At 33.8% G+C, this 26,041-nt stretch carries 22 protein-coding genes; 17 read left to right on the forward strand and 5 right to left on the reverse strand.

Annotation, left to right across the window (positions count from 1 at the left end; all coding sequences use genetic code 11):
* Position 1 precedes the first annotated feature (1 nt).
* From ACKTTZ_RS06935 to ACKTTZ_RS06960, 6 genes are all read left to right on the forward strand, one after another.
* On the forward strand, positions 2–220 hold the full coding sequence (locus tag ACKTTZ_RS06935; RefSeq protein ID WP_024568776.1) for a PRTRC system protein C: 219 nt from the start codon (positions 2–4) through the stop codon (positions 218–220).
* Positions 221–296: 76 nt separating this feature from the next.
* Positions 297–1,472, forward strand: a complete 1,176-nt coding sequence (locus ACKTTZ_RS06940; protein ID WP_407847991.1) for a hypothetical protein — start codon at positions 297–299, stop codon at positions 1,470–1,472.
* Between the two features lie 4 nt (positions 1,473–1,476).
* Positions 1,477–2,187, forward strand: coding sequence for a PRTRC system protein B (locus ACKTTZ_RS06945; RefSeq protein ID WP_407847993.1), 711 nt, complete (start codon positions 1,477–1,479; stop codon positions 2,185–2,187).
* Complete coding sequence (locus tag ACKTTZ_RS06950; RefSeq protein ID WP_407847995.1) at positions 2,184–2,990, forward strand: PRTRC system ThiF family protein; 807 nt, start codon at positions 2,184–2,186, stop codon at positions 2,988–2,990. Before ACKTTZ_RS06945 ends, ACKTTZ_RS06950 begins: the two co-directional genes overlap by 4 nt.
* 344 nt (positions 2,991–3,334) lie before the next feature.
* Positions 3,335–4,972 (forward strand): site-specific DNA-methyltransferase, encoded by a 1,638-nt coding sequence (locus ACKTTZ_RS06955; RefSeq protein ID WP_407847997.1) that lies wholly within the window; start codon positions 3,335–3,337, stop codon positions 4,970–4,972.
* A gap of 74 nt (positions 4,973–5,046) precedes the next feature.
* Positions 5,047–7,728 (forward strand): DEAD/DEAH box helicase, encoded by a 2,682-nt coding sequence (locus ACKTTZ_RS06960; protein ID WP_407847999.1) that lies wholly within the window; start codon positions 5,047–5,049, stop codon positions 7,726–7,728.
* Positions 7,729–8,421: 693 nt separating this feature from the next.
* Here the strand turns inward: ACKTTZ_RS06960 and ACKTTZ_RS06965 are convergent.
* Together ACKTTZ_RS06965 and ACKTTZ_RS06970 are read right to left on the reverse strand one after the other, a co-directional pair.
* Entirely contained in the window at positions 8,422–9,420 is a 999-nt protein-coding gene (locus tag ACKTTZ_RS06965) for a restriction endonuclease (RefSeq protein WP_407848001.1), read from the reverse strand.
* 1 nt (position 9,421) lies between these two features.
* Positions 9,422–9,802: a hypothetical protein gene (locus tag ACKTTZ_RS06970; RefSeq protein ID WP_407848003.1), complete on the reverse strand. Its 381-nt coding sequence runs from the start codon at positions 9,800–9,802 to the stop codon at positions 9,422–9,424.
* Positions 9,803–9,981: 179 nt separating this feature from the next.
* On the opposite strand from ACKTTZ_RS06970, the gene ACKTTZ_RS06975 reads away from it, so the two are divergent.
* The 7 genes from ACKTTZ_RS06975 to ACKTTZ_RS07005 all read left to right on the forward strand — a co-directional run bounded on the left by ACKTTZ_RS06975 (position 9,982) and on the right by ACKTTZ_RS07005 (position 16,322).
* Entirely contained in the window at positions 9,982–12,009 is a 2,028-nt protein-coding gene (locus ACKTTZ_RS06975; RefSeq protein WP_407848005.1) for a hypothetical protein, read from the forward strand.
* A 546-nt stretch (positions 12,010–12,555) separates the two neighbouring features.
* Complete coding sequence (locus ACKTTZ_RS06980; protein WP_407848007.1) at positions 12,556–12,915, forward strand: DUF6876 family protein; 360 nt, start codon at positions 12,556–12,558, stop codon at positions 12,913–12,915.
* A gap of 61 nt (positions 12,916–12,976) precedes the next feature.
* The gene (locus tag ACKTTZ_RS06985; RefSeq protein ID WP_407848009.1) at positions 12,977–13,204 is read left to right on the forward strand and encodes a hypothetical protein; all 228 of its coding nucleotides are present in this window, start codon (positions 12,977–12,979) and stop codon (positions 13,202–13,204) included.
* Positions 13,155–13,637, forward strand: a complete 483-nt coding sequence (locus ACKTTZ_RS06990; protein ID WP_407848011.1) for a hypothetical protein — start codon at positions 13,155–13,157, stop codon at positions 13,635–13,637. The genes ACKTTZ_RS06985 and ACKTTZ_RS06990 overlap by 50 nt, the downstream gene beginning before the upstream one ends.
* 302 nt (positions 13,638–13,939) lie before the next feature.
* Positions 13,940–14,896 (forward strand): zincin-like metallopeptidase domain-containing protein, encoded by a 957-nt coding sequence (locus ACKTTZ_RS06995; RefSeq protein ID WP_407848013.1) that lies wholly within the window; start codon positions 13,940–13,942, stop codon positions 14,894–14,896.
* A 389-nt stretch (positions 14,897–15,285) separates the two neighbouring features.
* A complete protein-coding gene (locus ACKTTZ_RS07000; RefSeq protein WP_407848015.1) occupies positions 15,286–15,762 on the forward strand; it encodes a hypothetical protein in 477 nt (158 codons plus the stop codon).
* 104 nt (positions 15,763–15,866) lie between these two features.
* Entirely contained in the window at positions 15,867–16,322 is a 456-nt protein-coding gene (locus tag ACKTTZ_RS07005) for a hypothetical protein (RefSeq protein ID WP_407848017.1), read from the forward strand.
* Positions 16,323–16,787: 465 nt separating this feature from the next.
* Here ACKTTZ_RS07005 and ACKTTZ_RS07010 read toward each other — a convergent pair whose 3' ends face one another.
* Positions 16,788–18,521 (reverse strand): AraC family transcriptional regulator, encoded by a 1,734-nt coding sequence (locus tag ACKTTZ_RS07010; protein ID WP_407848019.1) that lies wholly within the window; start codon positions 18,519–18,521, stop codon positions 16,788–16,790.
* A 277-nt stretch (positions 18,522–18,798) separates the two neighbouring features.
* Between ACKTTZ_RS07010 and ACKTTZ_RS07015 the strand changes: the two genes are divergently transcribed.
* The 4 genes from ACKTTZ_RS07015 to ACKTTZ_RS07030 all read left to right on the forward strand — a co-directional run bounded on the left by ACKTTZ_RS07015 (position 18,799) and on the right by ACKTTZ_RS07030 (position 21,971).
* Positions 18,799–19,044 (forward strand): hypothetical protein, encoded by a 246-nt coding sequence (locus ACKTTZ_RS07015; RefSeq protein ID WP_407848021.1) that lies wholly within the window; start codon positions 18,799–18,801, stop codon positions 19,042–19,044.
* Between the two features lie 196 nt (positions 19,045–19,240).
* On the forward strand, positions 19,241–20,044 hold the full coding sequence (locus tag ACKTTZ_RS07020; RefSeq protein WP_407848023.1) for a hypothetical protein: 804 nt from the start codon (positions 19,241–19,243) through the stop codon (positions 20,042–20,044).
* A gap of 131 nt (positions 20,045–20,175) precedes the next feature.
* On the forward strand, positions 20,176–21,684 hold the full coding sequence (locus tag ACKTTZ_RS07025) for a DoxX family protein (protein ID WP_407848025.1): 1,509 nt from the start codon (positions 20,176–20,178) through the stop codon (positions 21,682–21,684).
* Between the two features lie 32 nt (positions 21,685–21,716).
* The gene (locus ACKTTZ_RS07030) at positions 21,717–21,971 is read left to right on the forward strand and encodes a DUF6520 family protein (RefSeq protein ID WP_273637287.1); all 255 of its coding nucleotides are present in this window, start codon (positions 21,717–21,719) and stop codon (positions 21,969–21,971) included.
* Positions 21,972–22,001: 30 nt separating this feature from the next.
* Here the strand turns inward: ACKTTZ_RS07030 and ACKTTZ_RS07035 are convergent, their stop codons facing one another.
* On the reverse strand, positions 22,002–24,584 hold the full coding sequence (locus ACKTTZ_RS07035) for an alpha/beta hydrolase family protein (RefSeq protein WP_407848027.1): 2,583 nt from the start codon (positions 24,582–24,584) through the stop codon (positions 22,002–22,004).
* Positions 24,584–26,038: a RagB/SusD family nutrient uptake outer membrane protein gene (locus tag ACKTTZ_RS07040; protein WP_407848029.1), complete on the reverse strand. Its 1,455-nt coding sequence runs from the start codon at positions 26,036–26,038 to the stop codon at positions 24,584–24,586. Before ACKTTZ_RS07040 ends, ACKTTZ_RS07035 begins: the two co-directional genes overlap by 1 nt.
* Positions 26,039–26,041 lie beyond the last annotated feature (3 nt).

The following is a 26,041-nucleotide window of genomic DNA, read 5'->3' on the forward strand; positions in this document are numbered from 1 at the left end:
TATGTTACTTGCAACCCAATTAGAAAGAGTTTTTATCCTGAGAGATAACGGACAGGAAATCAGATTAACAGACCCTGAACCGAAATGGAGTGTAGAAGCCGTGATGAATTTTTACGCCAATACCTATCCGATTTTAACTACAGCAAAAGTATCTGCACCACAAATCAGGAATGACACGGTAGAATACCGTTTTGAAAGTGTAATGGGAACTAAAGGCTGATACATTATTGTGGTTAGGTTTTCAGCAAATCAGTTGTAAACCTAACCACTATTTACCCAATATCAATCACTAAATTATGATGAATGCAACGAAAAATTATATCGGGAAAAATACAGCTTCCCGAACATCAAAAACAAAAGCAACTGCACAAACAGTTGGGCGAGTTCGCCCATTGGATGCAACGCCCAAAGGATGCAGGCGAAATACAGAAAGACAAAATGAAAGCAGTGCCAATAGCCATGCTACCCATGCTTTTCTAAAATGCTCGTTTTTACCTAAGCTGAAAGACACACCACCCATACAGGATGGGAAGAAAACAGACAAAATGGAAAGGGATTTTTACCAGTCCCTTTCCCAATTGGCTGAACATTACGGAATCACACCTGCACCGTCAAAACATTTAGGTTTTCCTTACAATATTGCTTTTGCTTTAGAGGATATCAAAAAGCAGTTAAAAATTAAAATAAAGAATTGGGAGAAAATCCGTCTGGTACAGGATAAAAAGAAAACGAATTTTCTGAGTGAAGAAAGATATAATACAGGGGCTACTTTATATTATATTCCAATAATTCCACTGTACCGATTATCTAAAAATCCTAATTATAAAAAGGCTACACAACTTTTGCAGTCCGTTTGTTCCTATCTGTATCACATCGCAGATGTCCCCTATTACAGACAGCAGGACAGTTACCTGTGCTGGATGTATGAAATGGTTTCGGAGTGGCTTATTTATGATGAAACCGAAGATACCCCTGACTACTTACGTGAAATAAAGCAAAGCGAGTGGATTGGTGATCGTATGGAACAAAAAATATACAACCCGAATAATTTAACCCGATTTAAAGAGAGAATCAATCGTTTTGAGAACAGAGATTCCTTTGAAACCGATTGTCTTTTATTAGCCTGTGATACCCTTGCCCTCTATGAAATGTTTCCTGATGCTTCTATTTATCGAAATATTCAACAGGACAAAAGAAATACATCTCATGACGATTATAATGAGGACTATCATGAAAGAACCATCACAATGGATAAATATGTTTCATTCTGTGCAGATGATAAAGGGGTATTGTTTCAAAATTTATTTGATTCCGTTAATGCTGAATTTCAGGAAAGTACAGAAATAGAAGAACCATCCATCGAAAAAAGATTTGACGGAACAAATATCAGCAAAGATAACCTTGATTTTGAAAACAGCATTTTTCCCCTGATTGAAAGATTAATAGACCTATTAAACAGCATTAAAATATAACATTATGAAAGATATAACCGATCACTTCGGAACACTCTATCATCCGGTTTCAGCTCTGGTCATTTATCAGACCAAAGACGATGATAAAGATACTTATGTAGAACATTTTGATATGGATAAAAACGGAAATCCCATTAATGCTCATCCTTTGAGCGAGAGGGAAGCTAAAATATTGGCAAAGTCCCTTAACACAGAAAAAGAAAAAAGCAAAGCATTTCTGAAACCTGAAAGTATCCTGCCCACCAATGTCCTATATATTAATCCAACTGAAAAAGGCTCGGTAATATGGTACACCAAAGCCAGAAAAACAACACTCTTTTTCACAGAATCACTTGGAATTCCCAATGGTACAGCAAATGTTCCTGCTATGTTGTGGGAGGCATCAAAGCAAAATCTTACCGTATTTGCCCTCACATCTGACAAAAGACCAACCGAAAAAACAATTTTATACCATGCTCCCTTTTTTAATGTGTATAACAGCGGAAGTGTCTGCATGGGAACAGTCAATGTTGATATTAAAAATTCAGCATCGGTTGAAGAATTTATTCGCGCTTGGGAACACTATTTTTTTAACAGTAAGTTCAGCCATTTAAACCATAATCCTATCAATGGCAACTGTGTAAGCATTTGGAAAGATCTTATTGATACAGATAAAACCTTCCCGAAAGAAATATTAAAAAAGACCAATAAAACCCTTAAAAATATACTGCCATGACAAGCGAAAAAACAAAAGTCCATTTTACGGACAATTACCTGATTAATCCGACCAACCCTGTAACCATTAACCTGATCGGTGCAGGGGGAACAGGCTCAAAAGTATTGACAGCATTAATGGAAATGAATCACAGCCTGATTCAATTGGGACATGCAGGGTTACAAGTGCGACTTTGGGATGATGATCTCATTACCGAAGCGAATTTAGGGAGACAGCGTTTTGCAGAATCGGAAGTAGGGTTATACAAGTCCGTTGCCCTAATCAACCGTGCTAACCGTTGGATGGGAACAAACTGGAAAGCAGAAACACAAAAATTTAAAAAGAGTGAATCAGAAAAATTTTCTGAAAATATTCTTTCAAATATTTATATATCCTGTGTTGACAGTGTGAGTGCAAGATTTGAAATTGCTGATATATTGAAAAGACTGAATAACGGCAGGTATTATGCTGACCGTCCTTTGTATTGGTTAGATTATGGCAATAATCAACATACAGCACAGGCAATGTTAGCTACCATAGGAACGATCAAACAACCCAATTCCGAGAAATATGAAACAGTGGATCATTTACCTTTTATCACCGATGAATTTGGAGATTTGTTAAAACAATCCGAAGAGTCCGACGATACACCAAGCTGTTCATTGGCAGAAGCACTAGAAAAGCAGGATTTGTTTATCAACTCAACACTAGCACAAATGGGAAGCTCTCTGCTTTGGAATCTGTTCCGTAACGGATTAACCGAAAACAAGGGATTTTTCCTTAACCTGAAAAATTTCCATTCCCAACCCATAAAAATCACATAATTTTTTGCCGCCTGAGAAAATCGGGCGGCAAAAATGCATTTCCTCCCTTTGGTCGGAAACGCATTTTTGCGGAAAGCGGTGCAACCCCATTGAAAAACAATGCAGTGCTGTTGCCTTGTGTTTTTAAAAGAGGGTGCGGATTTTATATTATTTTATTGGTTTATTAGAATATTTTGTGTCGGTGAAATCCTTAAAGAACAAATGATGTCAAAAAATATAGAAAAAGGCAGCTATACTTTTCTACAAGATTAATATATTAATTGTTAAATTTGACAATCATTAAAGCAATTCCTAATTACTACGATTGTTTTATAATGTGCTAATCTTAAAAAGTTATCTCTAAAATGCCATCATTACACTGGATAGGAAAAGAAAAAGTCATTAATCATCACCAAGAAGTTCCTTACAGGATATTGGAGAACCAATATACCATTAGTAGTAGAACTGAAAACTCAGCTACTTCTGAAAACAAAATCATTCATGGAGATAACCTAGAAGCTTTGAAAAGCCTTTTACCCGAATATGAAGGAAAAATTAATTGTATATATATAGATCCACCATATAATACAGGAAATGAAGGATGGGTTTATAATGACAATGTCAATGATCCTAAAATAAAAAAATGGTTGGGAGAAGTAGTTGGCAAAGAAAGTGAGGACCTCACACGACATGATAAATGGCTTTGCATGATGTATCCACGGCTAAAACTTTTACATAAGCTTTTGGCAGATGATGGTGCTATTTTTATTTCTATTGATGATAATGAACAGGCTAATCTCAAACTTATTTGTGATGAAATTTTTGGGAGTGGAAACTTTATTTCAAATGTAGCAGTTGTTAACAATTTTAAAGGAAGAAGTGATGATAAATACATCGCATCAGCACATGAAAGCCTTTTAATTTATCATAAAGGTAAATTTATAACTAATGGGGTTGAATTGCCAGAAGATTATTCTAAAGAATATAAAGAAATAGATGCGAAAGGAAAAAGATATAGATTATTAGGGCTTAGAAAAAGAGGAAGCAATGCAAGACAAGTTGATAGACCAAATCTATATTATCCAATTTATTTTAATCCTAAAACAAATAATATAGATATTATATATAAGCAAGGCTATATTGAAATATATCCTAAATTGTCCGATGGAGAAAATGGAACTTGGAGATGGGGTAAAGAAACCTTATTAAATAGAATCGATGAATTAGAAATTAAGAAAGTTAAAACACGTAATGAGTTTGATGTTTTTCAGAAAGATTTCTTGGGTGACGGAGAATCTTTAAAAAGGATTAAGCCTAAATCATTTTGGCATGGCTCTGAATTTTCAAGTGAGGCAGGAACATTACAATTGAAAAAAATATTTGAAGACAAATCCTTTCCTACCCCTAAATCGATTGATTTGATTGAATATTGTTTGCAGCAAGCCACTGATAAAAAGTCTATTATTTTGGATTCCTTTGCTGGTTCTGGTACTACAGCACATGCAGTATTGAATCTAAACAAACAAGATGGTGGAAACAGAAAATTCATTTTGATAGAAATGGAAAATTATGCGGAAACAATTACTGCTGAAAGAGTAAAAAGAGTTATCAATGGTTATGGCAAAGACAATAATGAAGTAGAAGGAACTGGAGGAGATTTTAGTTACTACACGTTAGGAAAACCTATTTTCTTAGAAAATGATTTGCTTAATGAAGAAGTGGAAACAGAAAAAATAGAAGAATATGTTTGGTACACAGAAACCAAAGAACATTATCGAAGCCAAGACGAGAAATATTTGTTAGGCAAGAGAAATGACACTGCATATTATTTTTACTATGAAAAAGACAGATTAACCATTTTAGATGAAAGTTATTTGAGAACCTTGAAAACAAAAGCCAGTCAGTATATCATTTATGCAGATTTGTGTCTGCTTGACCAAAAGTTGATGGATAAGTATCATATTATTTTCAAAAAAATACCAAGGGATATTTCAAGATTTTAAAAAATAGTTAAACTATTTAAAAATGAAGTAACTGTCAAATTTGAAAATAAAAAACTAAAGACAAAGTAAGACTTATGGAATTAAAACCATACCAACATACAGTAATTAAGGATTTGGAGAAATTTCTAACCTATCTACAAACAGAGAACAATTCAGCCAAAGCATTTAATAAATATTGGGAAGATAAGTTAGGATTTCCCTATTCTCCACAATTAGATGGTTCTTATAAAGGTATGAAACCCTATAAAGATACTGTTCCTGGTGCTATCCATATTGCAATAAAAGTGCCTACTGCCGGCGGAAAGACTTTTATAGCTATAAATGCATTGGATACACTTAACAAATATTTTAATCAAGGAAATCCGAAGGCTGTTGTTTGGTTAGTTCCTTGGTCTAATCTATTACAGCAAACGGTTAATAATTTGTCCAAGCCTAACCACCCATATAGAGAAAAACTTAGTACTCTTTTTGGGAACAGAGTGGAAGTTTATGAAAAGGATCAGTTGCTACAAGGAGTCAATTTTAACCCTTCTTCTGTTACGGAACAGTTAAATATATTTGTATTTAATTTCAGTAGTTTAAGGATTGATAAAAAGAAAAAAGAAGATAGAAAGGTTTATCAGGAAAATGGTGCCTTAGAGCCTTTTAGAGATACCATTGTAGAAAAAGATTTGATAATACCAGATACAGATGATACGGCTTTAATCAATATTATTAGAAGTTTAAACCCAGTTGTAATAGTTGATGAAAGTCACAATGCTGAAAGTGCCTTAAGTGTAGAAATGTTGCAAAACTTAAATCCTTCATTGATATTGGATTTAACCGCTACACCAAAAGAAAATAGTAATATTATTTCTTTTGTCAATGCTCTATCTTTAAAGAAGGAGCATATGGTAAAGCTTCCTGTGATTGTGTATAATCATCACAAAAAAGAAGAAGTAATTACCAGTGCCCTGCATCTACAAAGGCAGTTGGAATTGTTGGCAAAAGAAGAAGAAAAAGAAACTGGAAAATATATTAGACCGATTATTCTGTTTCAGGCACAGTCCAATATAAAAGGAAAAGATAATACCACTTTTGGGAAGATTAAGGAACAATTGATAAAACTTCAAATCCCAGAAGAGCAGATAAAAATAAAAACCAGTAATATAGATGAACTGAAAGGAATTGATTTAATGGCTAAAGACTGTCAGGTAAGATATATCATTACCGTCAATGCCTTGAAAGAAGGTTGGGATTGTCCCAATGCATATATATTGGCTTCTTTAGCAGATAAATCTTCTGCGGTTGATGTTGAACAAATTTTAGGTAGGATTTTAAGGCAACCTTATACCATCAAACACAATCAGGCATTACTTAATATGTCTTTTGTTTTGACTGCTTCTGCTAAATTCAATGAAACTTTAGACAGCATAGTAAAAGGCTTACAAGACTCAGGATTTAGTAAAGATGATTATTATGCTGAACAGGAAACTGTGGAGGAAGTAATATTGACACCTAATGAGATATTAAATGGAAGTTTATTTGATGACGACAAAATTAAAAATGAAACACCAAAATCTGATGAGGAGTTTGATATTTCCCAAATAGAATTCAATCCCAATGAAGAAACTACATTAGAACAAATAAAAACAAGTAATCCTATTCTTACTCAACTTACCCAAAGAGCTGAACAACAAGGAGCTGAATTTGAGCAAAAAGTTAATGAATTAGAGATAGATGATAGTACTTCCTTATTTACAGAAGTTATGAAAACTCAACCTAAACAATTTCCAATAGCCAAAGAATTTAAAGACTTCGCAAAAGAAATTGAACTTCCACAATTTTTCATAGAGAAAAAAGATGATTTAACAAGTGCTTTATTTCCAGAACTGAATGAAAAATGGGAGTTTCTGCATAAAAACAGTTTGCTGGATGGTTTTATCTTATCCAATTACAGTACACAAATTACTTTCGAAGAAATTTCCAAAGATATTATTGCTGTGGATTTTGATGAAAGTAAAGGTACGGCCAGCATCAAGAAGCTTAATTCAAAAGCTAAAGCTCTCTTGGTTGATTCTATTCTTTCTAAACCCAAAGGCTCTCAAATCAGACAAATTACAGGAATTGTTGTCAAAAAATTAGGAGATATGACTCCAATTTCTGAACAAGAATTGCAAAAATATGTAAGTAGAGTTTTTGAAAATCTGACTTCTGATCAGATTAGAGATATTATAGACAATGATTTTATTTATGTCAAAAGAATAAAAGACAAAATCAATGAGTTATCTAATGAATATGCTAAAGAGAAATTCTTTAAACTGATAGATAGCAACAACATAATAGTACAAGGGAATTTCTTATTTTCTGATACCATTACTCCATTAAATACTAGTACCCCTATTTCAAAATCTCTATATGAAAAAGAAGCATCTATGAACAATTTTGAACAAAGCATGATACTGGAAATTGCTTCTTTAGAAAATGTAAAATTCTGGCACAGAAACTTGGAGAGAGGAAAAGGATTTGCTTTAAATGGTTTTAGTTCCAACCATTATCCTGATTTTATAATTTATACTCATAAAGGGAATAAAATTCTCTTGGAAACGAAAGGAGATGACAGAGACAATGATGACAGCAGAGATAAAAATACTTTAGGAAAAACTTGGGAAAAATTGGCTGGCAGTAATTATAAATACTTCATGGTATTTCAAACCAAAAAAGTTCAAAATACCTATACAGCAAGTAGTGTAATTGATGTTTTAAAAGGACTATGAGAATACAATTTCCCATGAATGTATGATGGATTAAACAAGAATAGAGGGGCTTCATTTCATTTAATCTAAAAAGTTTCATTCTCAACCGATAAGACACTTGCATAATTTCTGCCACCTGAGAAAGTTCGAACAGCAAAAATGCATTTTCTCCTGTTGGTCGGAAACGCATTTTTGCAGAAAGCGGTGCACCCCATTTCTAAAACATTGCCGCATTTTAGCAGGGTATGTTTTTGAAAAAAGGATGCGAGCGGAAGTGATAGCAGAAGAACTTCGGAAAAGAGGAGTAAAATTTACAACTCATTTTCTAAAGCTATCAAATTAACAGTTAAGTCAATTGCTGTCATAGTAACATTTGAATTGATATATAGTAAACCAATTAACTTTCACCCCACTTTTGACAGCAATAGCCACAATGTCTTTGGTATTCTTACAAGAAATTTTTATTGCCTTAGTAACTTAACTTTTTATCTGTGGATAATAATTCCTGTCATTTTCAAAGAACTTAGCCTGAAATCCTAGTCCAGCTTGATTAAAATCTGCGCGAATACTTTCATAAAATGATGACGTCTACAGAATAAATAATAGCATAAATCTTCAAAAGATTTTGTTGGGTTTTCGTTCTTTGTTTTAAAAATATCCCAATTAATTTTAAATGCTGTACTCATCGATAAAACTTAAAAATCTCACTCTCAATTAGACAATTCTCTTGCACATCCTGTCTACCCAATCTATTATTTCCTTATTTTCAGCAAATTGTAGAGGATATTTTCTAATGGACACCACTTTTTTACCACCCGCAGCTATTTTTGAGGTTGTTGCAATAAGTCCCCTTCCTGCTTCTTCAAAAGCAACATCAGTATAAAAAGACTTTACAGTTTCAATTTTAACTTCGTTACTTTCTTTATGTCTTTTACATTGTATAATAATATAAGGTTTTGTTTTATCCTCTTTATTAAAAACTCTGACATCAACACCTCCATCATTGGTTCCCGGTCCTAACTCAATTTCGTAACCTTGTCGATTAAAAAATTCTGCGGTCAGCCTTTCAAAGTTTCTCCAATGCATCGCTTCCAATTCCTTTGGATTAGCCTGCAAGAAGTTGATGAATTTTTGATCTATAAATTCATTTTCATTAATTGGGATATGCTCTTTTTTAAAAAGATCTTCCAAACTTACACCACCATCCCACAGAATTTCCTCAGTAGGAGTAATATTATTTGACATTTGCTGCTGATGTATTATATCTTTAAATGCTTGTTCGATAACTTCAAGAGGATATTTACCATCCTCAATCAATTTTTCAAATATGAATGTAGTATCAATGAGTTGTGGATCATCAGGATTATACTTTTCAGCAGCTAAGCTCATAATTTGTCGAACACATCCCATATAATCAATCTCTTGTTCCATCCATTCAACACATTTTTCCACATCTTGAACAAATAAAGGGATGGTGTTTTCCAACTCCCCTAATTTCTTCCTGATTTCCCGGCAGTACATATCAAAATCTTCCGATCTGACACGTATTCCCACATCAGCAGATTCTTCGTATCGATCAAAATGTGAATTCGGAAATTCTTCTTTCAGTAATTCAATTAGATATTCTTCTGTTATCACCAAACCAGTTTTTATTATCACAACATCCAAAATTGAATTAATACAATTTTGAAGTGACCAAATAATAGCACCCATCCTATTTTGATTCTAATTCTGCTTTTATATTAATAGAAAGAAATTCCGGTACTGCATCTCCTATATTATCCTCAATAAAATTAACACCTGATTCAGTAAGCCTTCCATTAGGATCGAGACTTTTAAGCCAAGCATATTCTTTTATAAAAACTCTGGAAGGTATAAGATGGGAGGTCTTAAACTTAATAGAATAATTACTTCCGTCGTCTTTTTTATCAAAAAAATGATCCGAAGACATTGGAATATTCCCGTTGATATTTTTTGTACTCAATATACAAGCTAAAAATTTCTCATCATCTTCTGCTTTTAAAAAAACAATCGGATGTTTGTGATTTTTATGATCCTTAGCCCAAAAAATTTGACCTTTTTCTAAGTTATGCATAAGTTTTTTATTTAAATATAAATAATTTCCAATGTATATGGAAGTATTTTTTTTCCTTTAAATAGAATTACAAATTATTTGAGCATTACTAAACCAAATTGTGTAAAATAAAAATTGTTTAAATTAATATTATTTAAGATATTTACATGGTTCCTATAATAAAAAAACTAATCAAAATAATGGAAGTTCCTGTAAAATATCTTGTTGATACCGTAGATCTGACCATTGATGATATCTTACTTCCGATGTTGGAGTCTATCGTAAATTCGGTAATAAGTTTACAAAAACTGGACGATCAAAAGGAAGAAAAGAAAATTCAGGTTCAGATCATTCGTGGTGAACAACCCAAAACTTTAAACTTCGACAATGTTAGAACTATTGCGGGCTATAAAGTTATAGATAATGGAATAGGTTTTAACATTGACAACTATAAATCCTTTAATACGCCGTTTTCACAAGTTAATAAGGATTATGGCTGTAAAGGAATCGGCAGGTTTACTGTTTTAGCCGCATTTCAGGATTATAATGTGTATAGTAATTATTTTGAAAATGGGAAATGGTTTAAAAGAGTCTTTAATTTTTCGACAGAAAATGAAATTCAACCGATTGAAGAAGGTGAATCATCTGAAAACTTCAGGAAAACAATTGTAACAATAAGTAATTGTTATAATGATACAATACTTGAAAATTCGGCTTTAAGTCTAAAAACTATAGCCGAAAAAATAATGGAGCATTGCTTTATTTTCTATTTAAACAATGCCTTACCTAGAATAGAAGTAGTAGATTTTGAAACAAATGAAGTCGAAGTAATTAACGAACTCTTTGAGAAAGTTTCGAAAGAGAAGGAGAGAGACTTCACTTTGAAGGGCGAAGATTTTAAATTTTATATTACTAAAACACCAAAAGAAGGTAATAGAAAAAATAATTATTTATACTACTGTGCGAACAATAGAGCTGTAAGCAACGCACGTAATCTTAAGAATGTAAATTCATTATTTTCATATCCGATATTGCTTGAAAATTCATACTTCTTTTTTGATATTTATTTAGTTTCGGAATTTTTAAATAAGAAAGTATTTAGAACTCGTAATGGATTTAACATTCCAAAAGAAAAGGAAAATCAACTATTTAACGACCAACATACTATTTCATTTCAAGATATTGAAGAACAGATTTCAATTATTATTGAAAAAGAATATGAAGAGTTTGTAAAAAATGCGAAGCAAAAAAGTATTGAGAATACTCAGAAATATATAAAAGAAAAAGCACCAAGATTCAACAGTTTTTTAAAGAGTGAAAGTGTATTAAATTCAATTCCACCCAATTTATCGGAAGATAAATTAGAAGAATATTTGTATAAAGTTTCTTATAATGCTAGAAAAAATGTTGAGCAGAACATTGATAAATTTATACAATCAAAAGATATCAGTGAGGAAGCAATCACGCAGATCATAGACGACATTAAAGCAAAAACTGCTTATGATGTAGATAATCTAGCAGATTACATGATGAGAAGAAAAGCAATTATTAGATTGTTTGATAAATTCCTGGATGCTGACGAAAGTGGTCGCTATAAATTGGAAGAAGATATTCATAATTTAATATTTCCATTAGGATTTACAAATAATGATTTGCCATATGAAAACCATAATCTTTGGCTTCTAGATGAGCGCTTTGTTACCTATAAATTTATCGCATCAGATAAATCCATTACTTCGTATTCACAAGTCAACAGTCGGAAGGAATTAGACCTGGTTATGGTCGATAATCCTACAATGTTTAATAATCCTATTAGCTTTGGAGATAAAAATAGCGGCGAAGTAAATTCAATGGTTATATTCGAATTTAAAAGACCTGGAGATGTTGCACATCAAAAAAGCAAAACTAATTACAGATGGGAATTTTCAGAATTAGTTGAACCCTATTTTGATGAATTTCTGTACAATCCAATCAAGAAAAACTACAAAGGAAATCAAGTACTAATAAAAGAAACCACTCCAAAATTTGGTTATATTGTGCTAGATATGATCCCTGATATGCTGGCTAGATATAATAGGAACAAAGGCTGGAATCTCACACCATTTGGCACTTTTTTTAAAATCGAAGCAAATCTTAATCTACATTTAGAGGTTATGACATTCAGACAGCTTCTTGATTCTTCTAAAAATAGACACAATCCCTTTTTTGACAGATTATTCTCAAAGTAAAAAACAAAAAAGAGATCATACAAATATCTAATAAAAAACTTTAAATTAGATTATTTTATATCTGTACAATAAGCGCAATGTATATATTTCGCCTACTGATATAATAATAGTCCTAGTAAAATTATAATTTTTCACGTCCTGAACCGACAATCTGCAAAAACTGCTACATCTGTCCTACTTTGCTTTGGATATGAAAAAATCCAATCTTCACTTTTTCTCTGGCCATGAGCTGTTTTCATATTGCAAAAGTATAAATCAGGCTTCTACTCAAAAAAATCTTTTTGGGTTTCTCGAAAAATTCTTTTTCGCTCTGCTCCGATAATTTTCCCAGACACTCCTTAAATCCTCCTGACAAAAAGATTTCGGAGCCTCCATTCTATGTTCTCATTCCGGTTTTGTGCTAAACCTGATTTCTATCATCAGTGGGCAAAGAAAAACAGCACACCGGCTAGATGAAAAAAGCATAGCGTTCTTTAACATTTCCACAACTAAAATACAAGCCGATGTCTACCAAAAATGAATATTAACAATTTAAAATTTCAGATTATGAAAAATCCAAACATTTCAGCCAATGAATACTACAATCATTTTATAGGTACAGAATCCTACTACTCTTACCTTTTAGGCTTGTTATTAACTGATGGTGTCAAAACCATTGCAGATGAAGAACAATGCCATTGGTTCTTAGACTGCATTGCCTCTTACCAATTTGAAGAAAAATTTAAACAGGAAGAGTTCCAGGTGTGGAAAATCAAAAGAATTCAAGATACCAAATTCAAACTTACCGCAACTGACGGGAACAATAATGTCCTCATTTCACAAGATATTGCATTTTCCGATTTCTTCTTTGATGAATTAACCATTTGGAAAGAAACGAACGTCTTACTGCTCCCAAGCGAACATTAGTCTCAAAATACCTCACGATGTATAGGCAATCGTATTTTTTTTAATCCTAAATAACAACAATATGAATAAAGCAACATTTGAATGGAAAATAGAAATAGAATTTTGGTTCGTCTATCATGAAGACTTGGGTAACCTATCTATTGAAGAAAGAGAAATACTGGAAAAACAGACAAAGGAAAGCATTTTTCATTTTATCACAAAAGACGGCTATACTGCCGGGGAACTCTGCGAAAGTATAGATGACAGAGAATTTTACGGATGGTGGAATTACAGAATTACAAACAAATAATCACATTATCATGGGAACTTACACTATTATTTATCTGAAAAAACAGGATCAGGCTAAAGAGGTCAACGAATTTCTAAAGGAAAAATATAAACTCAACTATGAAAACTATAATGAAGTCGATTACGGCGTTTTCTTTACACAGGAAATGTTCGACGAAGATCTTAGGTTTATGAATGAAGATCAGGAAGGCAGGACGAATCTTCCCCATTATCAACGCCCGATTTCCAGAGAAACATACTATTCACTACTATTTGGGGCTAAAAACTGTTTCGGAGATATCGGCACAACATGTATTAAAATCTCCTGCATTGCTGAAAAAGATGTAGAAATTATTAAAGCCTTACAGGAATTTTCCAAAACTCCTGAATTTAAAAGGTATATCAATTTCAGGAAGTCAAAAAATCTTCAACGGTTACTGCTTATCAGATTATGATTTTCTTTTTTTAAAGCAATTGGAATCTATCTGATTGCTTTTTATTCTGGCTGTTTCCTGTTTTCTGTTCGCAAAATTAGAAATCTGCACTTCAGTACAAAAAAATCTTTTTGGGTATCTAAAAAAATTCTTTTCACAAGTTCCAACAATTTTCTCAGACACTCCTGAATTCTGTGAACAAAAAGATTTCAGAGCCTTCATTCCATTGCTTCCATTTCGGTTTTGTCTGAATACAGTTTCCTGTAGCCATAAAGCAAAAGAAAACAACAAGAAACAGTCAGAACAATTTAAAATCAAACATTATGAAAGCTTTAACTAAAAAAACAAATTCAAAAACACAGTTCTCTACCTCTAAAGAAGACAAATTTATTTCCAAGATCCTTGAAAATCTTGATAATGTAAATGCCAACGATTGGGAACAGTATGCTAATGTCCCGTTTCAGCATCCTAAAAATCTCTTTACCAAAAAAGAATATCAGGGTTTCAATACCTTCGCATTATATATAGATACGCTTGTTAACAAATTTAAAACATCCTGCTATGCGACATTCAGCTCTATATCTAAAGCTGGCGGAAAGTTGAAAAAAGGAGCGAAAGGAACTGTCATTGAATTCTTCAGCCATGTTTTTAAACATAAGGAGACAGGAGAAATTTTCACAGCTGAACAGTTTTCAACAATGTCTTCGGTTGAAAGAGAAAACCTCACCAAAATTATCTGCATACGGAACTATACGGTTTTCAATTCAGAATTTATCGAAAATTTGGAAAAGATTGACATCAATATTGATCCTGAAGATGAAAATCACGAATTGGATTTCCAGGAGCAAATAAATTGTGAGAATTTCATCACAAAAATAATTACATCCGGAAATCTGCAACTTACCCACGCAAGGCTAAACGTAGCCTGCTATTCGCCTATACAGGATTATATTGCTATTCCTGAAAAGAAATTCTTTATCTCAGAAGACGGATATTATGCCACTTTATTTCATGAAATCATTCACTGGACAGGTCACGAAAGCCGACTGAACAGAAATTTGAAAGGGCATTATGATGTTACAAGTTATTCCTTTGAAGAGCTGATCGCCGAAATGGGAAGTATGCTAATCTGCTTACAATTTGGAATCACTTCGGAATTTATTAATTCTGTGCGCTATTTAAAAAGCTGGTCTGTAAATAATTCAGAAAACAGAATTGAGAATATCAAAAAAGCATTTGTCGAATCCAAAAAAGCAAAGAAATTTTTAGAACAATTTTGATTCCCAAACAGTATAAAATCGAGGCTGCCTTTCGGCAGCCTCTGTATTATCGTCCAAAATTGTTTTTTAATTCAATATCTTCCTTACAAAACTCTTTAAAGGAGCTTTGAAAATATTCCAGCCAACGACGATAATAAGTAGGGCAAGAGAAATCTTTCTTGCGTCATTATTGTCTGATATTGTTCCTATGAAAGAAAACAAAAATATATAAAATGCGATAGCACCATAAACCACAAATTTAATAATCCTTTTCATAATCATATAGTTATTGCAGATTTGGATGATAAAGATAAAGAATTTTTTTATTAGTTGTTATAATATTTTTAATTGTTTTGATAGGTAAAAAATAGTATTTTTGTTTTTATTCACTAAATTAATATTATATAGGCATGGAAGAAAGTAAAAAAGACAATATGATTACTGATATCATAAGACGGAACTATTATCTAGAACAATTTTTCAAATACAATGATATTCATGTAAATCTTCTTGGAGATATCAATAATCCTCTCATTGTAACTGAAGATAATATTGTACTGAGCTGTTTTGTCAGTAATTTCAATTTAATTTTTAAGGATAATTCGTTTGAGGGTAAAGAAATATTTACCATCAAACTAAAAAAGGAAGCCCAAAATGCTAAAGATCAGCTGGAAAAGTGGGTGAAATCGGCAGCTCACAGAAAAATTTATTTATTTACCTCAGAGGACGGGCTGTACTACAGCAAATACATAAAATTATACAACCATATATTTCCATTATTCAGCCCTGCCAAAGAACTGGCTTATTATGTATTTCAGAGACAGAAAGCCATAGAGATAGTACAGAAACTGAAAAAAAGCAATATAGACCTTTCTATTATTTATTGATCTAAAAACATTGAAATGCAACTTTGCATTCATGTTTTTACTCTACTTTTGTGAATAATATTTTGTTGCCCTTTGGGCAAGTTGGCTAATTAAAATAAGTAGTGATGTGCGCAAAAAAAGCAGTCAAGAAAACTAAAAACCTGTTAATTAAAACGGATAAAATCTTAATTGATAATTTTAAAGTATATAGCTTTACCTATTATAAAGATAATGGGCTCTTATCATTATTCTCTTTCCGCCATTACTTGGCACTTGCTCTTTTGAATATTGAGCAGGATTTTAAGGATAGATATGGAAATATATCTTTTCCAGATGAGCAGTATCTGGTGTTCTATAAAAAACGGGGAACCAAGATAACCCAGGTCAAGGAAGAAAGAGTATTGGAAAGTATTAATTTTTTGCTTCCGATCGAATTTTCTGAATTGTATTATAGTCTGATGCACACCTATTATATTAATGAGAAATCAGATTCATCAAGTTATTCCATTTCATTATTTTTTGAATTTATTGTCTCTTTCGTAAGCAATAATAAAGTGAACTTTCTGCCTGTCGAATTATAATATAATTCAACATTTGTACTTTTACTTATGTATAGATTTAAATAATTCCATATTTATGTAATACAGTATTTATACAAACATTTAATTAAGTAATAATATTTTGCAATAAATATATAAATCTATAGTTATAGCAATATTGAAATTTATACTGATATAGTTCAATAATAACACATTTATATAGTTACACTATTGAACTATTATACGATGGTATGATTTAAATAAAAAAAGCAATTGTATAATTGTACAAATTAATGCATACTTGTAATTTCGTAGTGTATGTTTTTTTGGAGGTGCAAGATGTCCTTTTGGACGTCCATTTTTATGAAAAATGACCGCAAAAGAGTATCCTGCCTTTTTACAAAAGGATTTAAATCACTCGGAACTTATGATTTAGCTAGCAAGATTTTAGATTGTGCAGTAAAAGCATTCTTTGGAATTGACAAGATATTGAATACAAATATATCTTCAGGCAGATTTTATAGTTTGAGATTTTAGGTTAGCCTGTAACTCTGCTTTTCTCTTTCTTATAAAATCAGTGGCACGTATCCCGTTAATTTCATAAAAAAGGTTTGAAAAGTTTTGCCTGGAAGCAATTCCACATTCTTCAGAAAGACTTACTATTTTATAATCGAGATATTTTTTATCCTCAAAAAGGAGCTCCGTTATATATTCAATTCTCAGTTCACTTAAATATTTAGTGAAGTTTTTTCCTTTGTATTCATTAATAACATAAGAAAGATATTTATCATTGGTATTAAACTGCTGAGCTAATTTGTAAATAGTAAGCCCTTTTTGAATGAATCTCTTTTTATCTTCAAATACTTGAAGCTTGTGTAAAAGTTCTTCTATTTTATCTTTAGCGATCTCGTATTTTTTACCATCTTCGATCCTTACATTAATAACTGGTTTTGAAGTCTCTTTTTTTATTGTCATGAGTTTATTTTCCAATGCTAGGTACTGCCGACGGATTTTCTTTTCTCGCTTATAACGAATACTTAAGGCAATAACAAGGCTGGAGGCGAGGACCATTAGTCCACTATTGATAAGGATTCCTTTGGAATTTGCTTTTTCAAGTTTCATTTTTGCCTCCTGTAAAGTACGGGTATCAAATTCTATATGAATTTTATCTATGAGATAAACATAATCTTCACCAAGGATTTCATCTATTTTTAATAACTGGCTCATATAATAGAGCTGTTGCTTTTCTTTATTTTGTTGTTGATAATGTTTGATTAATAATTCATAATTTTCCCGGAGCTCAGGTAAAATAAAATGGTAATTTTGGAAAATTGAATCTACCTTACGAAAATTATCAATTGCTTCCTTAGTCTTACCCTGGGCTAAAAAGGATTTTCCCATATAAAAATAAATGATGGGCTCCCAGCTAATATCTGAATTTTTTCTGATTTCAGGAAGTGATAGACCAAGCTCTTTTAGAGCTTGCGCATAATCTTTCTTTCGATAACTTGCAATTCCTTTACACTTCAGGAAATAACTGTGTTCCAGTAATAAATCATTATCAATAGAAGTATGCCTCAATCCCATTTCGGTCAAAGAATCTGATATTTTATAATGTTTTAAATTCCTGTGGCAGATAGCCATTTGATGAAGAGTATTATAATAGCCTTTGGTACTATTATATATTTCATTGGGGTGCAATTCTGCCCCGAGTTTAGATTTAAAAAAAATTCGGCATTTTTCAAATAGAGTTAAAGCATTCTCATAATAACCTAAGTAGCTTTTCACAACACCTATATGGTACAATATTTTATGTTTAAAATATTCATCCTTAGAATGCTTAGAATATTCATAAGCAACCATATATTCATCCAATGCCTTTTTAAACTTCTTATAATTATAATAATAAACAACACCTTTACCTAGATGGGCGACACTTATCAGATCATTATTCCCTGAAGTTTTAGCGGCAAAAACAGCACTGTCTGAATATACCAGCTTCTGTTCTTTTGTAACGGAATACATTACTGCATCTTTATAGCCCTGGAATAACCTCTGATAATTCTTTTCCTGTTTAGCTTTTGCAATATATAAATTAATATGAGGCAGTGCCCTTATGTCACTATCCGGATAGTTTTCATACTTCTTACGAAGTTGCGCATATTCATTGAAGTCACTTTTTTGACAAAAAACAACTGCAAAACAAAAAAATAAGATAACAATGTAAACTTTTTTGTCCATTAATGTTGATGTGAGGTGGGTGAAAGATTGTCAAAATTACATAAAATATATCATTTCTTTTTTATGGAAATTGATTTGAAACGTTTTAACCTTAATTATTTGTATTTTAACAACATATATCTGTTTATTGATGTTATTTTTCCCGAATTAGCACGTCGTATTTCCCGAAAGGCGCCCATAAATTCTTTTTCTATCGAAGAAGACCTTATAATTTCGAAAACAGAATTCTAATAAATATTTCAATCCGGCCGGAGATAACTTTTAATATCAAAATGTAATGAAAGAGTTAATCTCATCTTTAACGGTTATTCTGTTGATTATATCCGCTCAGTCATGTAGAGGAGAAGATATCACAGATGAACCATTTTATCTGGAAACAAAAAACAAAACAGAAAATACTTCACACAGTAAGAAAATGGATAGTATCGTAATTCTAAAAGAATCGGAACAAGAAACATCACCTGTTGATGGGGATACTGAACCACCGCCCAAAGATGGTATCAGGTGGAAAGTAAAACAATAATATAACGATAAGAAATTAATTTTTCAAAATGGAACTTACACACTCTAATCAATCATTTTAGCCAACATGAAGTAACCTGAAAATGCTATTCGGGTTACTTTTATTTTTTTCTTGATGTAAACGAATTCGCAACAGCTCGTATTGTTACATTTTGAATTCAGTTCTTTTAACCTAATATTAATGTATACCTAATAAAATGCACATCTATCAGCTTGCCATCATTGATCAAAAACTAAAAGAAGCAATGGCTAAATTTTCATTGCTTCCGGTTCATACTTCTATTTTTGATGCAGCTCTTTTTGAACAGCTTTTGGATGATAGCAGGGTTCTAATAAAAACATATATTTCGTTACTGAAATCATTACAAATATTACCTAAAGAAAATCACTACTATAAAGAACATTATCTAATAAAGCATACTGTCAACGGAGCTGAAGCTGATGGGACTATTGATCCGGATTACCTTACAGCAATCCAAAATCTTGTTTTGCCGCATTTGGTTGGCGATTCCTCTGATAAAAAGCAAATATTTCCAATCCATATTCATTTCACAACAAATACAGAAGTCTATTTATTTTCGGGAATTAGCCTATATAAGCAGGATGAATCAATAGTATACAGCTTATTGCATGAAATGTCAATGCCTGTGAACCATATAAGTTATACTTCCCATGCAAAGTGCAATTACCTTTTGAATATATTTTATGCAGAGGAATATAATGAAAAACAAAGCATTCATAACTTATATCCCCGGTATAACATAAGCTATCGGCAGTTTAGGAAGGATTGCAAAATCTGCCTGGGAACCACCTTCTACAATTTTTATATGAAAATGAAAATGCTGGATGTACTTGATGATATTATGCTGACCAATCTATCACTAAAGGAAATTGCTCATAAAAATAATTTTTCCAGCTACATCGCAATGCACCAGTTATTTAAAAGAAAATACAATTTCCCATTATACATAATTCCAAGAATATTAAATGGATCAAACTGACAATTTTTCGACAAGTGCCATTTTTTACTATGTTTTAGTCATTTTTTACTATGTTTTGGACAAATTATACAATAGTATAATTATATAATTTACAGAACTTTACACCACTAACTAATCACCATAAAATTAACATGAAGAAAAAGTTCTCTTATCATTTCCCTGGTATTGTAGCCTATTTTTTTGTATTGCTTTTCGTATATGCTGCGTTAAGTAAGCTATTAGATTTTGAGGCTTTTCAGGTACAGTTAGCGCAGTCACCACTATTAAGTGCATATGCCGGATTCATCTCTTATGCTGTTATTATTGTTGAGCTCATCATAGCAGCATTATTATGCATTAACAGTACACGGTTACTAGGGCTCTATGCATCATTCGGACTGATGGTGAGCTTTACCTTATATATTTACCTGATACTGAATTTTAGTGATTTTGTACCCTGTTCATGCGGGGGAATCCTGGAAAAGCTGGGATGGACGGAACATATGATCTTTAATGTAGCTTGCATTGCGCTTGCCTTGGGAGCTATTATCATTTTGGAAAGGCAAAGAGGTACGAATCGGCAACGTTATCTTATTCTCTCCGTAACCATTGGAGTTATAAGCTGCGGATTGGTGATTTTTTTGTTCATTAGCTCGGAACATATCATGAAGACAGAGAATAATTTTACCCGACGTTTTCTTCAGTATCCAATGGAAGAGGATAAAAAAATGGACTTGGGAGCGAATTCTTTCTATTTTGCCGGAACTGCTGATAACAAAATATATTTGGGTAACTATACAACCCCTCTGATCTTAACTGTGATTGATACAGCCCTTACCTCTAAGGCATCATCTACTTTGGTTATAGACCACAAAAACCATCCGTTTCGGTCAATACAGATACAGGTACAGAAGCCTTACTACTATATTTATGATGGCAATGTCCCTGTAATTTACAGAGGTGAGCTCGGAAAACAAAATGCTAAAACGATTAGCTATAAGGATGCGTACTTCAACCAGATCATTCCTTTGGATTCTGCACGCTTCGCCATCAGGACACAAAGTAGCGAAACACAAAACCGTGTATTGGGTATTCTGGACCTTCAGCAAGACCCAAAAGTGAAACTGTATCCCGGTTTATTGGAAAGGCAAAAGGATGGGGTTTTTGATTCCGATGGTAAAATGATTCGTGATCATGCAAGTGGAAAACTTTTGTACATTTATTTCTACCGCAACAAGTTCATAGAAATGGATCATGAACTGAATGTACTGAGAAAGCTTCATACGATTGATACAGTTACCCAGGCACAAATACAGGTAACACAACTGAAAGACGGACAGCACAAAATGAGTGCACCGCCCTTAACAGTGAATAAAGATATGGTTGCATATCGCAAGCTCTTGTTTAATGAATCTAATCTAATGGGAAAACATGAATCCCGAAAAGCCTGGAAACAAGCAGCTATTATAGATGTGTACCGTACCGACCGGCAGGAATATGTGGGAAGTTTTTATATCTTCAACCGCGGGAAGGATAAAATGTCCCATATGCTGGTTACCGATAAGTATTTCTATATTCTTATCGGAAATGAAATTGTCAGGTATCGGTTATATCCGTCCCTTATCCGGCATTTCAGCACAGGGAAAGCCGAAAACCTGTAAAAAGAGTAGGCATAACATCAAAATCTTTTTATATGAAAAAGTTTATTTTGCCTGTTGTAGTTTTCTTAACAGGCGCAGGAGGTGCATTTGCATCCACCGTATCTAAAACCGCAGATTCAACAATGGTACCTGGTCACAGGTTTGACCCATCTGCATCAGAAGTAAAATGTATCGAAGTTGCCCAGTGCAGCACCATCGAAGGTGCAGAATGTACATGGAACTCCGAAGTACTGAAAGAAAAGATCAATGACACTGCTTGTGGAGCGCCATTGTACCGACTTAACTAAAAATCTGAAGGGTGTCAAAAGCACCCTTCTTTATTTATTATTAACCCATATTGCCCTCTTATGATCTCTCAGGTAAAAATCAAACCAATCCAGTATCTTGTAGGTAAGGTCAATCTTTGAAGTCTCTTGCCACATACCATGCCCATCATCGGGATAAAATATTGCCACGACCTTTTTTTTATTTCTTTTTAAAGCATTGTAAAATGTCCTGGTTTCTTCCCAGTTCACATTCTTATCCTGCATACCGCACCATAAAAGCATGGGCGAACTTACCCGATCGGTATTATACAGAGGATTATTCCTAAAATAAAGCTCCTTATCCTGTGAAAAGGATTTTCCCATTCTGTACTGCCCGGATTCATACCTCCAAAATTCCGGCATATGGTAGCTTTCATTAAAAGTATGATAAACATGTACGATGTCGGTATTAGCTGCTCCGGAAATATAAGTTTTGAACAGCTCTGAACGGGTAGCAATAAAATTGGTCTGGTACCCGCCAAATGACTGCCCTATAAGCCCTACGTTTGAGGCATCAATAGCCTTATTTTTTAGTACCGCTTTTATAGATGCTTCCACGGATTGTAGTGCAGAAATTCCTGGGCCTTCCTTACCGTAAGCAATATCCGGTAAAAAGACAAAATATCCCTTTTCCTGTAATAGCCTCACATTAAAACCCAAGCTGTTTTTATAAGTTGGCCGCCAGTATTGTGAGCTTAGGTGGTGCTGACTCTCATAAATATGTACCACCATCGGATAGATCAGCGAAGGACGGTAATCTATTGGATAGTAAAGCAGCCCCTTCAGGGGAATACTTTCCGGTCCGGTATAGTCAATAATGTCTATCCTTGCTTTTGAAATCTTAGTATCTTGCGTATTGCTTTGATAGATCACATCATTTTTTCCATTTTTAGCAACAACAATCTGAGGGGGCATATTGTAGTTCTCCTGCAAATAAGCAAAGGTGATACAAGGGGGATTATACAAGAGAGAACTCATTCTGCCATTAGTAGTAGGAATGGCGGTATAGCTTTTATTCCCATACAATCTCTGATACCCGAACTGATTATTCATTTCATTCCGGTATTCTACCATGAACGGGCGGTTATCATCAATCACAGAGCGGTAAAAATTGTAATTGGATAAGAGTGATTCCCTTTTACTTTCCATAATACGATATATGTATCCTTTAGTTGTTCCGGTTAAGGTTTTAAAGCCTTCTTTCCGGATATCATAGTACCAGAGAGCATCATTCCCACCAAAAACAATTCCTTTACCATCAAGGGTAAAGTAAGGCTGCTCTACTCCATTTTTTGAGATAAGGGTTGTTTTTCCATCAGAAATCCTATATAATTTCCATTGGTTATTTTGGGGGTAGAGAAGATATTCTCCCTTTGCAGAGACGTATAGTTCAGTACACACGGTATCTACCTTTACGGAAGTATTGTTCATCCGGTCGTATACAGAAATCAGCAGAGGAGATGTTTTTCGAGTATAATCTTTAAGCTCCCGGGGATTAAAAGCCAGGAAATACCGCTCGTTATGTAGGGGAATGATTTTTTGAAATCCACTGCTGTCATTCAGGTTTTCAAGCCGCCCTGTTTCAGGTTCCCAGAAATACTGCTTTTCTTGGAATTGCAGTAAAAACTTACCTTCAAGGTTTGTATCATCACTGTACCAGATATCAGGTGAAGATTTCTTCGTTTCAGTCTTATTGCTGATGGTGCTTATGAAAAATTGTTTTCCCTGCCCAAAGCTTTTTACCGTAGCGTGATGAAACAACAGGTCTTCATCTAATGGATAACTTTTATTATCCTGCACATTTGTATATACTATTTTCATATACCCGGTGGCGGGGTCTTTTTCTAAGCTGATCAGACTTTCTGTATCTGAAATAACACTGATACCTTCAATGGGCCTGCTGGTTTGGTACAGCAACTGTTTCACAGAACCGGATAATCTGAAAATACTATACCATTTATCTTTTTTATTCTCATTTATTGTCTCCTGTACTACATAGAGATCGGAATTATCTTCCATTACATAAGCTGTAACATCTTCCAAGACCCGTAACAGGCTTCCTTCTGCTGAAAACCATGACAGGGAATTCTTTTGTGAGATATCAGACCATAACAAAAATTCTCTTCCGTTTTTAAGAGATTCTATTTTTTTTATTTGAGTAAAAACTGTACCATTGACAAAAATATTACTTTCGCTATCTTTCTCATGCACTTTTCCTTTCTTTTGTTCTCTTAAGCTCAGGTATTCCGCCTTTCCATCTTTATCCAACAGCAATACTCTGTTATTGACGAGAAACTGTAAATCAGAAATATGGGTTCTTTTAAGGGCAATGGATTCGGGGACATCTGTTCTTAAGATCATAAGCGTGTCTTCCCCGCTGTCTATCACTTTTTTTACTGCCACCCATTTTCCGTCCGCTGACATTTTGACTAGCTGAATTTCATAGGATTCTGAGGTTAACTTTTGCAGATGATTGATGTCTTTTACTTTGAGCTCCTGTGCTGAGAGTAAAGGCAAAGGTACAGGCGGCCACCTCAGCACATATAGTAAAAGCAGCGTCATAAGGATCATAAGCAAACGATAGGCGGTTTTCATCAGTATCCCGGATTTTGTGGATTAAGGTTTAAGTTCAGCAATAGTTCCTTTTGAGGCAGCGGCCATGCTGTATGGTAGCTTTTCCAGTTAGGCTTTATAGTAGCCAAATCCCCAAGACGGTCAAACCGTTTTAAGGCCATGAACCTTTGTCCCATTTCTGCAAAAAATTCCCTTCTGATTTCTAACAACAGTTCCTGAAGAAAAGCTTCCTTTGTCCAGCTTCCCGTTAGCGGCGGAATGCCGGCTCTTTGCCTGGTGGCATTGAGATAAGGCAGCGCTTCCGTTACCCTGTTTTGCTGCGCTAAAGCTTCTGCCATAATAAGGTATGCTTCTTCAAGCCTGAAAATAATAGAATACTCATCTGTGTTTCCTGAAAGGTTTTTATATTTAGCTGCGCGGTACCAGGTATTCTGGGAAACGGTCACAGGAGTGATCCATGTCTGTTTTCTCAGATCAGCAGGAGCGAAAATACTAACAAGATTTGTGCTAATGGCATAGGCATTGGGGGCGGCCCCTGAGAAGTAATACAGGGAAGCCTCTTTGGTAGAATCCCCGGAGTTTAACGGTTTTAGCTGCCAGAGAATATGCTTCCCTCCTTTCTTAAAAACTTTGGTGATGTCCTGCTCTAGCTGGTAAAGGGGATTTTGGATGATATTTACGGCTAATTGTTCTGCCTGAGCCCATTTATGCTGAAGAATATATACTTTGACCAGTAGCAGCTCCGCCACCTTTTTATTGGGATAAATTCTCTCGGCATTTCGGTAGGTATCCGAAAGTAAGCTGATGGTAAGACTCAGGTCAGTCTCTAATTTTTGTAATAATGCCTCTCTGGAAAGCTTCGATAAATGGCTGTTGATTTGATAGTCGGTTGTTTCCGTATATGGAATTTCCTGATAAACCTGCTGTAAATAAAAGTAGATAAGGCTTCTCACTAAAAGCGCTTCCCCTTTGATCCTGTTTTTATCTTCCGTCACTAGAGATACAGAGCCATTTACACCCATGATAATGGAATTGGCAGCGTAAATTTGCTGGTACGCTGTATTCCATGTTTTTTCGATCATCGGGTTGGTAGGAATCTGTTGGTTCTGGTAGAGTTCCAGTGCTCCGCTATTGTTATTAACATAATAGCAGTCCAGATCATCCGTATAGGTTCCCAGCACAGCCCCCATGCCATCGCTTCCACCTGAAATAACAGATGAATTCAAAAGTCCTGAATATAAACCTGACAGAGCAGCATTGGCACTTTGCAGGTCTTCAAATACTTGCTCTGTCCCAATCTGGTTATCCGGGTCATCAACTTCCACCAGCTTGTCACACGAAACTGCCATAAGCAAAAGGAAGATAAAAAAGAATGGTATTTTTACTGCTGCAAAAGCCATTGGGAGTATATCTCTACCATTTATTTTTGATTCAATTATAGGTGTAGTCCTGAGATTGATATTATATTTTTCCATTTT

The organism is Chryseobacterium sp. KCF3-3 (genome assembly GCF_045865955.1).
Classification (GTDB): domain Bacteria; phylum Bacteroidota; class Bacteroidia; order Flavobacteriales; family Weeksellaceae; genus Chryseobacterium.